The organism is Mesorhizobium sp. WSM1497, assembly GCF_001672455.2.
Classification (GTDB): domain Bacteria; phylum Pseudomonadota; class Alphaproteobacteria; order Rhizobiales; family Rhizobiaceae; genus Mesorhizobium; species Mesorhizobium ciceri.
The window spans coordinates 4,415,345-4,428,635 of record NZ_CP021070.1 but is presented as its reverse complement, the minus strand read 5'-3'; the positions used below and the strand labels follow the sequence as shown (position 1 = coordinate 4,428,635).

11 protein-coding genes are annotated in these 13,291 nt (G+C 58.0%); 6 read left to right on the top strand and 5 right to left on the bottom strand.

Features of this window, described 5'->3' with window-relative positions; all coding sequences use genetic code 11:
* Window positions 1-11: 11 nt before the first annotated feature.
* Window positions 12-1,118, bottom strand: a complete 1,107-nt coding sequence (locus tag A9K65_RS21710) for a PAS domain-containing sensor histidine kinase (RefSeq protein WP_064994818.1) — start codon at window positions 1,116-1,118, stop codon at window positions 12-14.
* A gap of 7 nt (window positions 1,119-1,125) precedes the next feature.
* Window positions 1,126-1,914, bottom strand: coding sequence for an alpha/beta hydrolase (locus A9K65_RS21705; RefSeq protein ID WP_064994850.1), 789 nt, complete (start codon window positions 1,912-1,914; stop codon window positions 1,126-1,128).
* Window positions 1,915-3,042: 1,128 nt separating this feature from the next.
* Here A9K65_RS21705 and A9K65_RS21700 point away from each other — a divergent pair.
* The 6 genes from A9K65_RS21700 to leuD all read left to right on the top strand — a co-directional run bounded on the left by A9K65_RS21700 (window position 3,043) and on the right by leuD (window position 10,149).
* Window positions 3,043-4,257, top strand: coding sequence for an ABC transporter substrate-binding protein (locus tag A9K65_RS21700; RefSeq protein WP_064994819.1), 1,215 nt, complete (start codon window positions 3,043-3,045; stop codon window positions 4,255-4,257).
* 79 nt (window positions 4,258-4,336) lie between these two features.
* Window positions 4,337-6,253 carry an ABC transporter permease gene (locus tag A9K65_RS21695; protein WP_064994820.1) on the top strand — a complete coding sequence of 639 codons (1,917 nt, stop codon included), beginning with the start codon at window positions 4,337-4,339 and terminating at the stop codon, window positions 6,251-6,253.
* The gene (locus A9K65_RS21690) at window positions 6,246-7,043 is read left to right on the top strand and encodes an ABC transporter ATP-binding protein (RefSeq protein ID WP_157678544.1); all 798 of its coding nucleotides are present in this window, start codon (window positions 6,246-6,248) and stop codon (window positions 7,041-7,043) included. The genes A9K65_RS21695 and A9K65_RS21690 overlap by 8 nt, the downstream gene beginning before the upstream one ends.
* 2 nt (window positions 7,044-7,045) lie before the next feature.
* Window positions 7,046-7,738 (top strand): ABC transporter ATP-binding protein, encoded by a 693-nt coding sequence (locus A9K65_RS21685; RefSeq protein WP_064994822.1) that lies wholly within the window; start codon window positions 7,046-7,048, stop codon window positions 7,736-7,738.
* 370 nt (window positions 7,739-8,108) lie between these two features.
* A complete protein-coding gene (leuC, locus tag A9K65_RS21680; protein ID WP_064994823.1) occupies window positions 8,109-9,515 on the top strand; it encodes a 3-isopropylmalate dehydratase large subunit in 1,407 nt (468 codons plus the stop codon).
* 7 nt (window positions 9,516-9,522) lie between these two features.
* Window positions 9,523-10,149: a 3-isopropylmalate dehydratase small subunit gene (gene leuD, locus A9K65_RS21675; RefSeq protein WP_064994824.1), complete on the top strand. Its 627-nt coding sequence runs from the start codon at window positions 9,523-9,525 to the stop codon at window positions 10,147-10,149.
* Window positions 10,150-10,437: 288 nt separating this feature from the next.
* Here the strand turns inward: leuD and A9K65_RS21670 are convergent, their stop codons facing one another.
* The 3 genes from A9K65_RS21670 to leuB all read right to left on the bottom strand — a co-directional run bounded on the left by A9K65_RS21670 (window position 10,438) and on the right by leuB (window position 13,262).
* Window positions 10,438-11,046, bottom strand: a complete 609-nt coding sequence (locus A9K65_RS21670) for a flavin reductase family protein (protein WP_064994825.1) — start codon at window positions 11,044-11,046, stop codon at window positions 10,438-10,440.
* A 160-nt stretch (window positions 11,047-11,206) separates the two neighbouring features.
* Window positions 11,207-12,049 (bottom strand): fumarylacetoacetate hydrolase family protein, encoded by an 843-nt coding sequence (locus A9K65_RS21665; protein WP_064994826.1) that lies wholly within the window; start codon window positions 12,047-12,049, stop codon window positions 11,207-11,209.
* 118 nt (window positions 12,050-12,167) lie between these two features.
* Window positions 12,168-13,262, bottom strand: a complete 1,095-nt coding sequence (gene leuB / locus A9K65_RS21660; RefSeq protein WP_064994827.1) for a 3-isopropylmalate dehydrogenase — start codon at window positions 13,260-13,262, stop codon at window positions 12,168-12,170.
* Between the last annotated feature and the right edge of the window lie 29 nt (window positions 13,263-13,291).

Below are 13,291 nucleotides of genomic sequence, written 5' to 3'. Positions count from 1 at the left end.
GGCTTGCGTCATCAACTTATGGGCATACGGAAACTAAATCGCGTTTGCTCCATATCCGACACCACGTCCAAGGTTCCACCATGGGCACGGGCTATTTCTGACGCGATGTAGAGCCCCAATCCCAAGCCTTGTTGGCGACCTTTTGCATCTCCTCGATAGAATGGTTGAAAGAGGCGCTGCAATGCCGCTTGCGGAATAGGCTTGCCGCCATTCGCGACCGAGAGATCGAAAAAGCCTTCACTGAACTTACCGGTCACCTGGATCAGAGTTTCAGGGTCTCCATGGGCAATCGCGTTTCCCATCAGGTTGGAAAACAGCTGCGCAAGCCTCACATGGTCAACTTCGATCATGTCACCATCGAGATTCCACAATACGTCGATCTGACGCTCCGGGTAACTTGATCTAATCTCGTCAAGCACTTGCTGCAATGTAGGCTGGATCGGCTTGCCTCGATCCCTCGTCAATCCCAAGCCGCCTCCCAACCTGCCCCTTGCGAAATCCAGGACGTTGTCGATCAAGCCGCTCATGCGCGCTATGCTCGCCAGCATCAGGCGCAGGACTTTGGCAACTTTTTCGTCACTCGGATCGGTGTTACGGGCGAGCATATGTACCCCAGCGGATATCGACGCTAGTGGATTTCGCAGATCGTGGCCAAGCACCGCGATGAACTGCTCGCGCAACTCCGCTGTTTGTTGCGCAGAATGCAGTCCTTGTTCCAGCTGACGTTTAGCCTCGCCCAACTCGCGCTCATAGCGCCGCCGCTGTGTTGCGCGAAACAATGTCACCCGTGTTTCGATCACGTCTCCGGCGGGCGTGCGCTGTTCCAATGAGTTGGCTAGAACCGGCAGGATGTCGCCATCCGCCTTCACGATATCCAACGCGACCTCTTCGAAAAATCCTTGCATCCTCAACAATGGAGCGAAATGTGTCTCGTAGAACATCCTGCCTGCGACATTGAGAGTTTCACGGAAGCGTTTGCCGCAGACTGCCTCCTTCGAGAACCCAGTCCATCTTTGGAAAGTGCCGTTCGCGTCCTGGATGCGGCCATCTGCGCCTATGACGAGGTAGCCACACGGCGCGTTCTCGAAAAGATCGAGATATTTGTCGTCCGCCCCCATCGCGAACTCAGACGAAAGCCCGTATCGCCGCCACAACTTCCTGCGGGGCGCTGAGGTTGGGGCAGTGACCGACGGCGTCCAGGTGAATCAGTTTGCTTCCAGCTATGTGAGCACGCACGTATTCACCGACATGATCGCCTGCAATGATGTCGTCCGAGCACTGGAGGACTAGCGTCCGCGCGGTGACTTTCGGCAGGTCGGACCTGTTGTCAGAGGTGAATGTGGCCCGTGCGAATTCGCGGGCTATGTCGGGATCAGTCCGACAAAAACTGTTGGTCAACTCGTCGGCAAGGTCCGGGCGATCCGCGTTGCCCATGATCGCTGGCGCCATCGCAGCCGACCAGCCCATGTGGTTGTCAGCAAGCGATGAAAGCAGACCCTCGACATCCGCCTCTGAAAAGCCCCCGACATAGCCGGCATCGTCAATATATCGAGGAGACGGACCGACCAGAACCAGACTGTCGAACATTTCGGGCACCTTTACAGATGCGAGAACTCCGATCATCGCGCTGACAGAATGCCCGACAAACACTGCTCCCGAAAGCTCTACGGCATTCCCGATTTCGATAAGGTCATCCGCGTAACCGTCCAGGGCCGCGTACTTGGCGCTGTCATAAGCGGCAAGATCGGACCTTCCAGCGCCGACATGGTCGAAGAGCACGGTCCGAAACTGGCGGCGGAATGCTGGCTCGACGAAACGCCACATGTTCTGATCACAGCCAAAGCCGTGCGCGAACACCATACTTTTCGGCCCCGTGCCGTGGAGCCGGACATTGTTGCGTTTCAGAACGTCCACGATTTTCCGTCTCATAACCCCTTACTGCAAAATAGCGGGTTCGGAAAAAACTTCAAACGCAAATGAAATGGTTTGGACGCCTGAATCGTATCTTCGTTCAGCACGTTGTGGTTGATGAATAGCTCGATGGTCCAATAATTTTATGCCGCAGCCCATTTCCGTACTCGTTGTCGAGGCGGCCGGCTGCATCGTGCCGCTCACTCTCGATGAAGCAACGGTTACCGCACTGCGGGCGGGTACCGTGCTGAAGATCTAGGTCAGAAGCACCGACCAGAAGGACGTGGTGCTGTCCGTGTCGCTAAAAGGGCTCGCGCCTGCTCTGGATAGGCTTGGCGTTTTGGCTGGGTCGTAGAAATGGTTGCTATGCTGGCTCCTCCAACCCTGCTTCTCAACGAGTGGATGGAACGCAACAGAGACTGTGATCAGCGGCCGAAGGTCCCGCGCCGACTGATCAGCTTCGCGGCAACTTCGACTTAGTGTTACGGCGCAATCCGGCAATGCGTGCCCGCCAAGTGATAAATCATGCGAATGAAAGCCGCCGGCAACAAACTTGCCGCCGACGGCCATCTTCCGCACCCTCTTTTGTCAACGATATTGGTCGTTCCATCGCGGACGTTCGGGGTGCCCGCGTCCGTTTGCCGTCGCGCCACTGCTGAGCAAACTCAAGCGCCGAGATTTCAAAGCGGACACTAAGACCGTCCTCTCACCTGCCGCTCGGGACAGGTTCGGTGCTGGGCCCTTTCGAGGTGAGGAAGAAGATACTGAATTGAGGGCGTTGGTGCTCGGCAGCGCCCATAGGATGAAACGTGGCGAATATACAGGAATGTTCCGCCTACTAGTGTCGCTCGGTCACCAGAGGGGCGCCGCGATCAGGGGCGCCGCGATCAGTGAAACGCGGTAAAACCTTGGCGCACGCGAAAATCATTTGAGGTTGGCCCGCGGATGTTCTGGAGTTTCCATGGCGATGCGATTGGCGCGATGTGGTGCATCTCCAAACGCGATGACGTCCTGCCCATATGAGACTTCTCCCATTGCTTTCGTTGCCGCTAAAAACCGAATGACAATAAGATGCGGTCACTGAAGTGGCTCACGGCTAGGGATGCCTGTTTTCGAGGAGGAGGAGTTGAAATGCGGATTAAATCATTGGCAGCCGCTGGCCTGCTGGCGGCTATCGCTTTTGCCGGTACCGTCCCGGCGTATGCTCAGATGAAAGCCAAACAGTTCAATATCCTGATGTTGACCGATCTTTCTTCGGTTTATTCAGAAACATCAGGTCCCGGTGACGTTGAATTCGCCAAGATGGCCGTTGATGACTTCGGTGGAAAGGTCAACGGGGTACCGATCAATGTCATCGTCGTCGACAACAAGCTGGATCCTGCACTCTCGGTCAATAAGGCGCGCGAGATCATAGACTCTCAGGGCGTGAACCTCATTACCGACGTGTCGAGCTCCGCCGCAGCCATTGCCATAGCCAAGCTCGCTAACGAAAGGCACATTCTGACGACCTTTGTTAGCCCGGGAACCATGGCGCTTACGAATGAAGCTTGCGGCAAATACACTTGGCACTATGGATACGATACCTCAGCCATGTCCGCGCCGGTCAAGAAAATGACCCAGGACGGCACCAAAAAATGGTATTTTATCACAGCCGACTTTGCCTTCGGAAAGTCGTTGCTGGCTTCTTTCTCGAGTGCCGTTAATCAAAACGGTGGTGAGGTCGTTGGGGTGGATATGGTGCCGTTCCCGAACGACGATTTCTCAAGCTATCTTCTCAAAGCGCAGGCGGCTGGCGCCGAGGCAATCGGAATCCTTGAATCCGGACAGGATCTGCGCAACGCGGTTAAGCAGGCCCGTGAATTCGGCTTGATGGATGCCGGAATAAAGATTGTTCCCGGACAGTTGAATCTATCTGATGTGAAGGCTCTCGGGCCGGACACGTGGGCCGGCGTAAACGCCGCGCTGATCTGGTATTGGGATCTCGACGACGAAACCCGGAAATTCACAAAGCGTTTCCGCGAGAAGCTCAGCTTCTACCCTGGTGACATACACGCGGGCAACTATTCTGCCGTCTATCAAGTACTGAAGGCCGTCCAAGAAATCGGGACGGACGATCCCGACAAGGTAACGGAAGCCCTAGAAGGTCGGCGTTTCAGCGACATGTTCACCAAGGACGCGCTCATGCGCAAGCGCGACCATCTTGTGGTGAAGCGTACCTTTATTGGCCAGGTCAAACCCGCATCGGAGGTCAAGAACGACAGCGACTTTTTCAACATCGTCGGGTCGGTTCCAGGGGATGAGGCGTACTACCCGGAAGCAGAAAGCACCTGCAAGCACGATTGGTAGCGGAAGAAGCATGCCTACCGCCGCCGGCTGATCGCCGACGGCGAGAGGGGTTCATCCGCAACGCAACCGAGGCCGGCCAATGTCTTACTATGCAATTTTGCTCTTCAACGGACTTGTCACGGGAGGTGTCCTGGCGTTGATGAGTCTCGGCATGAGCATCATCTTCGGCATGATGCGCGTGGTTAATTTCATGCATGGCGCGATGTTCATGCTGGGCGCAATCATCGCGGTGATTCTGGGATCGCATCTCGGTGTTTCGCTTTGGCTGGGCTTTCTCATTTCCGCCGTTCTGGTCGGACTGCTTGGTGTGATTATTGAGCGGCTGCTCATCCGCCGACTTTATGGCTTGGATCTCGCCTACATCCTGATTTTGACCTTCGGCCTCTCGCTGATCATCGAAGACGTTGTTCGAATTTTTTACGGCGTTACGTCGGCGCCATACCTGGTGCCTGACCTTCTCAAGGGTGCCGTCAGCCTCGGCTTCGCCTCATACCCGAAATATCGCCTCTTCGTCGTTGTGGTATCGGTATTTCTATGTCTGGGCACATATTTGGCGCTTGAGCGCACGCGCCTGGGAGCGCTGATCCGGGCGGCATCGGAGCGGCCCGATCTGCTTAAATGTTTCGGCGGCAATGTGCCCCTTCTCGTGTCCGGCACGTTCTTTTTCGCCTCCGCTCTGGCTGGGCTCGCGGGGGCGCTTTCCGCACCGATGCGCAACGTGTCGCCGTTTATGGGAGAGGAAATGATCAATTTCGTCTTCGCCGTGGTCGTCGCCGGCGGCATGGGCTCGATCGCCGGATCGGCAATCATGGGCTTTGCGTCAGGCCTCGTCTCGGCTATCGCGGCCATCTTCTATGCGCCGGCGGCCTCCGCAGTCATATACATTTTGATGCTTGTCGTGCTCCTAATACGCCCGGGCGGGATTTTCCAAGGCATCGATATTTCGCATTTCGCGCTGCATTATACACCGATGACCGAGCGTGCGCGGCGGGTGTTCTTGAGCCGACCCACCGCTCTCATTGCGCTGGCGGCAGCGCTTTTGCTTCCGTGGCTGGTCTATCCAGTCCTTGCGACTGACATTATCCTTTGGGGGCTGTTTGCGGTTGGTTTCGATCTGTTGTTCGCGATCGGCGGACTCCTCTCGTTCGGCCAGGCCGCCTATTGGGGCATGTCGGCCTACGTCACCGGGATCCTGATGGTTAAGTTCGGGGCTCCGATGTTCCTTTCGCTGCTCGCCGGCGTCGCCCTGAGCACCATTGTAAGTCTTCTTTTTGGCTTCATCGTCGCAAGAAAGAAAGGGATCTATTTCTCCATGATCACCTTTGCATTCGCGTCGATCGTCTATTTCGTCGTCAATCAGTTTCCCGACTACACGGGCGGTGAGGACGGGTTGCACGGATTGGTTCGACCAACGCTCCTGGGCTTGGACCTCAAGGACGACCGGATCTTCTATTATGTTTGCCTCGCTGCCGCTGCCTTGGTGATTATCACGACAATTCGACTTCTAAAGTCGCCGTATGGCCTTGCGCTTCTCGGCGCCCGCGAGAACGAGCAGCGCATGATGAGTCTTGGCTACAGCGTCTACGGCTTGCGTGTGAAGGCGTATGTATTTTCGGCAGTGGTGTGCTCGATCGGCGGCGCTCTCTATGCCCTTAACCATCAGTTTGTTACCCTTGAAATGGTCTCATGGCGCGCTTCTGGAGAGCCTATCATGATGACGCTGCTTGGCGGCGCCGGTACCATCTTCGGCCCATTTTTAGGCAGTGGCATCGTTTTGCTCATGCGCAATACGTTGTCGTCAATCACGGACAATGGCAGCCTGTTCCTCGGCCTTCTGTTCGTGGCCGTCGTGCTGTTGTTCCGACGCGGAATACTCGGCGAGATCGTGCATCATTCGGTCGATCGCGCCACGTCGCCCGATATGCCGGCAAAGGGTGAGCTTTACGCTGCAAACCCGAACCAGATTGCAACAACCGGAGAGGTGGCCGATGCCTGATCCTGGCGCTAGTAACTCCGTCTACGGGGCGGGTTCGACAGACGTGCCGCTCCTTGAACTGCAATCGGTCACAATGAGCTTTGGCGGTTTCACGGCCATCAACAACATTAGCTTGAAGTTCGAGAAAAAGCCGGTTTACGGGATCATCGGACCGAACGGCGCCGGCAAGACCACTCTGTTCAATGTCTTGAGCGGTTTTTATCGGCCCAAGCGTGGTCGTCTGCTGTTTAATGGTGAAGACATGACTTCGCTGCGCACCGAACAGTTTGCCCGGCGCGGGATCGTGCGAAGTTTTCAAATCACCAGCATTTTTCCCAATCTGGCGGTCATGGACAATGTTGTCCTGTCGGTGCAACGGCGAGCGGATGGGGGCGCCAAAGTGCTGGCGAAGTCAGGCTGGCACGAAAACCACAGACCTGAAGCCAACGCTTTGCTGGATCAAGTCGGCATTCCGCCATCTTTGCGCGAGCGGCCGGCCAGTGATCTTTCCTATGGCCGCAAACGGGCCTTGGAACTCGCGATCTCCTTGGCGGCGCACCCGGCGATCCTTCTTCTCGACGAACCGACCGCAGGGATGACGAGTGCGGACGTGTCACGCACAACTGACCTAATCGCCCAATTGTCCCGCGAGCGCACGATCATCGTTGTGGAGCACAATCTTGGAGTCATCGCCGATGTCGCCGACGAAATCATCGTCATGCAGCAGGGTGCTCTGCTCGCTCGCGGGCGCTATGACGACGTACGAACGGACCCTCGCGTAATCGAAGCCTATCTGGGAAAACGCCATTGAGTATGTTGGAGATAAGAAATCTCGATGCCTATTATGGTGAAAGCCATATATTGCAGAGTGTTGGCCTGTCAGTCGACGCAGGCGAGGTCGTGACGCTGGTGGGGCGCAACGGCGCCGGCAAGACCACGCTGCTTAAATCCATCATTGGTGACATACCGCGCCGGACGGGCAGCATCCGTTTTGGCAGCTCGGAAATCATCGACCTTTCGCCCGAGCGCATTTGCAGGATGGGAGTGGGCTTTGCCCCTGAGGACCGCGGCATATTTTCGACATTGAACGTCCATGAAAATCTGACCATCGGTCGGCCGAACAAAACCACAGGATGGCCACTTGAACGGATCTACCAGCATTTCCCCATTCTCAAGGCGCGGCGCCTGCAAAAAGCAGCGTCTCTGTCTGGCGGAGAGAAGCAGATGCTGGCGATCGCGCGTCCGCTCTATATGGGAGCGTCGTTCCTCCTGCTTGATGAGCCAACCGAGGGCTTGGCTCCTGTAGTTGTCGATGCAATCGGTGCGATCATTAATGATATCAAGTCGACCGGTCTGACAATTCTATTGGTCGAACAGAATCTTCAGTTTGCGGCTGAGGTTACGGACAGATACTACATGATCGAGAACGGGAAGATCGTAAAGGAATTGACGAATCTCCAGATGGCTGCGGAGGAAGAAAGTCTACTCGACTATCTTGGTGTCTGACAATTCTCCGTACTTCTCGTTGCGTGTAGGAAGGCGTGCCGGGATCGGAGCCTTCATGACCGACCGTTTTTGGCGTCGGCTTGGGAATGCCGACCAACACCTGACAGGGCTGGGAGGCAGAACTGTCCAGCCGCTCCGCTGATTTTGAAGATGCGGCGGGCAAACTGGACCAGGGCGTGATCCGCATCGTCGTTCGCGACGGAGCCATGTCGAAATGAGCCTTCAAGGCGTGTGGGCTAACTCCTAGATTGCAGGCGGCCTGATACCTCTGAGGATTTCGCCGATGACGAGCGCCTGGTGTCCAGTCGCATGCGCCGTTCAGCGAGTGTCCTCGGCAGATGCAATCAGGCGGCGCCGCGAAGAGGTCACCATGGCGAAGACGCTGTATGAAAAAATCTGGGATGCCCATGTCGTCAAGCCGCTGGGCGACAACAGGGCCATTCTCTTTGTCGACCGACATCTGGTTCATGAAGGTGTCGCGACTTACGCATTTTCGGGGCTAAGTGCGCGCGGGCGCAAGGTGCACCGTCCCGATCTGACGATCGGCGTGGCCGACCACGTCGTTCCCACGACGCCCCGCGTCAACGGGATCGCCTATGAGGACGAGGACGCACGCAAGATGGTCCAGGACATTGAGGCCTACTGCGGGCAGGCCGGTATCGACGTCTATTCGGTCGGCAACCGCCGGCAGGGTATCGTCCACGTGATCGGGCCTGAACTCGGCTTTGTGCTGCCCGGCGCTCTGGTGGTGTGCGGCGACAGCCACACCTCCACCCATGGCGCATTCGGGGCACTCGCCTTTGGCATCGGTATCTCCGAGGTCGAGCACGTGCTGGCGACGCAGACCATCGTGCAGCGCAAGTCCAAGTCGATGCGTGTCAACGTGAAGGGCGAACTGCCCTCCGGCGCAACGGCGAAAGACCTAATCCTTTCGATTCTGCATAGGATTGGCGTGGCAGGTGGTACCGGCCACGTCATCGAATACCAGGGAGAGGCGGTTCGGGCGCTGACCATGGAACAGCGCATGACGCTGTGCAACATGTCGATCGAGGGCGGCGCGCGCGCCGGCATGGTGGCGCCCGACGAGAAGACCATCGCCTATCTGGAAGGACGCAAATACTCGCCGAAGGACGAAATGTGGGGCCGGGCAGTGGATTCGTGGCGCTCGCTGAAGTCAGATCCGGATGCGTTCTTCGACGCGGATGTCGAAATCGCCGGATCCGACGTAGTGCCCTTCGTCACCTGGGGCACCAATCCCGGCCAATCGCTGCCGATCGTAGGCAGGGTGCCAAACCCTTCGTCCTGCGACAACGAGAGCGAGCGCACCAGTATCCAAGGCGCACTCGACTACATGGGCCTGCAGCCCGGACAGGCGCTGACCGACATCCACGTTGATCACGTCTTCATCGGCTCGTGCACCAATGGCCGCATCGAGGATTTGCGGGCCGCGGCCGTAGTGGTGCGGGGGCGCAAGGTCGCCGACGGTACGACTGCCTGGATTGTGCCTGGTTCGGGGCCGGTCAAGGACCAGGCTGAGCAGGAGGGACTCGACCAGATCTTCATCGAGGCCGGATTCGACTGGCGTGAGCCTGGCTGCTCGATGTGCCTGGCGATGAATGGCGAGCGGCTGAAACCTGGCGAACGATGCGCATCGACATCGAACCGGAATTTCGAAGGGCGACAGGGGCGCGGTGCGCGTACGCATCTGATGAGCCCCGCCATGGCCGCGGCAGCGGCGATCACCGGCCATTTGACAGACGTGCGCGAACTGATCTGAGGCGAATATGGAACCGATCTCCGGACACAGCGGCATCGCCGCGCCCTTTCCGATGTCCGACATCAACACAGACCTGATCTATCCCCAGCAGTTCCTGCGCAAGCCGGATCGCAACGCGATGGCACCGTTCCTGTTTCATAGCCTGCGCTACAGACCAGACGGCACACCAGATCCGGACTTTATCCTCAACAAGCAGCCCTATGACGAGGCGACGATCATCATCGCGGGGCGTAATTTCGGCTCCGGTTCGTCGCGCGAGCACGCGCCCTGGGCACTGAAATCATTTGGCATACGCTGCCTGATCTCCTCCATGTTCGCCGATATTTTCAAGGCGAACTGCATCAACAACGGCATCATTCCTGCGACCGTCAGTGAGGACGTGCTAGCAGAGTGCCTGCGCGCGGCGGCGAATCCGCAGGAAGCGCGCTTCACGGTGGACCTGGAAAGGCGCGAGCTCAGCCACCTGCGGCTTGGCACAGTGCCGTTCTTGATTGTCGATTCAGACCGGGAGCGACTGCTGAAGGGCAATGATTTCATCGACGACACTCTGGCGGAACTGCCGGCGATCAAAGATCATGAGAAAGCGTCGGCGCAAGCGACGCCATGGCTCAGTATCGGGGCTGTCACCGACTGACACGAAAGGGCCAAATGGCGTTATTGTCGGCTGCGCTTTGAGACCACGCAGTCGCGGATGCACCGTTCTCTACGCCGCTAGCAACGATCGTGTTCGCTGCTGTTTGAGCCACAACCGCTACAGAAAGCAACGCTATCGGGACACAGCTAGGGTCATCCATGGCTCGAACGACTTGCCTCGGTTATACGCCAAAACTCCATAGGGTCGCTCTCGCTCCGCGGCCTGACACCCGCTCGACGAGCACCGAACACCGTGAAGGAAGCGCCGCTTCTATTCCCGCAATCAGGCTTATGGCTGAAGGCGTGCCATCTCAAAAATGTCGTCGCAGACAATGTAGTTGTTACCCTGCATCCGCCCGACGACGCGCATCTTCGCCGTATCGACATGGAAGCGTTCCGGATTGATGAGCAGGTCGTTGCGGATATGCATGACTTGCACATGGCCGAGGATAAGCGAACGGTTTGACCCCAGCTCGACGATTTGCATCAGCTTGCACTCGAAGGACACCGGACTTTCTGCGATGCGCGGCGCGCCGATCGAAAGCGAGGCCTGCGAGCTCAGGCCGGAGACGGTGAACTCGTCGACGGCCGGGCCGTATTCAGTGGCCGTGACGTTCATCGCCTTCAGCTGATCCTCGTCGACTAGGTTGACGACGAACTCGCCGGTGGCGCGGATGTTACGGCCTGTGTCCTTCCGGTCGCCCGGACTGCGGTCGTTGATCGAGAATCCGACAACCGGCGGATCCTCGCCGAAAACATTGAAGAAGGAGAACGGCGCGGCGTTGCGTTGACCGGCTTCGCTGATGGTGGAAACCCAGGCTATTGGGCGGGGCGTGATGGTGGAGGACAGGAGCTTGTATCGCTCAATGGGCTTGAGGTCGGAAAAATTGAAGTGCATGCCTGCTCCGGCGGGTCTAGAAATGTCAGATGCCAACATTGATGGGCGATAGGAAGGCCCCTAATCGGGATGGCGACCGGAAATCGTCGAGCTTCGAGGATTTAAATCGCTGCCACCCACGTCAAAGGCGTCGGGTCGACGGTCATGGAGCATCCAATCGCTACGCCTGAATGCATTGCTGGCGTTGTTCGCCAAGACCCTCGATGCCCAAGGTAATGACATCGCCAGCCTTGAGAAAAATATTCGGCTTCTGACCGAGGCCGACGCCGGGCGGAGTGCCAGTGGAAATGATATCGCCGGGGCGCAGGCTCATGAACTGCGACAGATAGGATACCAAGTGCCTCACGCCGTAGACCATGGTCGCTGTCGAGCCGTTCTGGAAGGCTTTGCCATTGACCTCAAGATGCATCTTCAGCGGCTGTGGATCGCACACCTCGTCCGCGGTGACCAGCCAGGGGCCGAGCGGGCCGAAGGTGTCGGCCGACTTGCCCTTGGTCCACTGACCTTGTCGTTCGGCCTGGAAGGAGCGCTCGGATAAGTCGTTGACGACACAATAGCCAGCGACATGGTCCATCGCCTCGTCCTCCGAGACATGTTTCGCGGTCTTGCCGATAACGACGCCGAGTTCGACCTCCCAGTCGGTCTTTTCGGAACCGCGTGGGATCTCGACCCGGTCGTATGGGCCGGTGATCGCCGAAGTTGCCTTCATGAAGATAATCGGCTCCGACGGCACCGTGGCGCCGGTTTCCTCGGCATGGTCAGAATAATTCAGCCCGATGCAGATGAATTTTCCGGTCCCGGCGACGCAAGGGCCGATGCGTGGATTACCGTCGACGACCGGGAGACTGGCGATATCGATCGCACGGAGCGCGTCGAGACCAATGGGACACAGCGTCCCGCCGGCAATATCGCAGACATGGCCAGACAGGTTACGAATGAGGCCCTCGCGGTCGAGAATGCCAGGCTTTTCCTCACCCGGCTCGCCATAGCGCAGCAATTTCATCGCGTGTCGTACTCCTTTTGCGCCCACTGGGATTTCAGTCGAGCGTCAGACCTGGATTGAAGACGCCCAGGCGGGAGAGGGACTCTCCTTTCTAGGAACTTGCGACGCATCGGACCGATCAGCAGACGGCCTGCCTGCTGGTTCCGGCGACGAGAACCGCTACAACGGCATCACCCATCTCGCTGGTGGAGACCCTGCGACAGCCGGGCCGCATAATGTCGGCGGTTCGGTAGCCGGCGGCAAGCACCGAACGGACCGCAGCCTCGACCCGCGCGGCCTCATCTTCCAGCGAGAAAGAATAGCGCAGCATCAGCGCTACCGACAAAATCGCTGCCAGCGGATTGGCAATATTGCGGCCCGCAATGTCGGGTGCGGTGCCGTGGACAGGTTCGTAGAGCCCCTTGTTTCCGACACCCAACGAGGCCGACGGCAGCATGCCGATTGAACCGGCAAGCATCGCCGCGGCATCGGAGAGGATGTCACCGAAGACATTTCCGGTGACGATGACGTCAAACTGCCTGGGATTGCGGATCAGCGCCATGGAGGCTGCATCGACATAGAGATGGGTCAGTTCCACATCCGTATAGTCCTTGCCGACGCGGGTCACCACCTCGCGCCACAACATCATTGTCTCCAGCACGTTCGACTTGTCGACAGAGCACAGCTTCCTGCCGCGTTTTTGCGCCGCCTTGAAGCCTACATGGGCGATACGGTCTATCTCGCTCTCGGTGTAGCGCATTGTGTTGATGCCTTCGCGCTCCCCGGCCGCGTTGACAGAGATGCCGCGGGGCTCGCCGAAATACAGGTCACCATTCAACTCCCGCAGGATCAGCATATCGACGCCTTCGACCACCTCCGGCTTCAGCGTCGAGGCGTCGAGCAATTCGGGATAGAGCAGGACCGGACGAAAATTGGCATAGAGCGACAGCGCCCGGCGAAGCCGCAACAACCCGTTTCCAGCGCCTTCGGATGGTGGGCGGTGCTCGTCGGCGGGCACACCGGTACCGCCAAGCAGGATAGCGTCAACCGCACGGCAGAGTTCAAGCGTTTTCGCCGGCAACGCATCGCCGACGGTCTGAATGCCTTCGTCGCCGATGATGGCTTCGGTCATCTCGAAGGCGAGTCCAGCGCCGGCAAGTGAGCGCAACACTTTGACCGCCTCAGCGGTCACCTCCTTGCCGATGCCGTCGCCGGGAAGTACCGCGATTTTCACGTCCTATTCCTCCAGATGGATTTCACAGG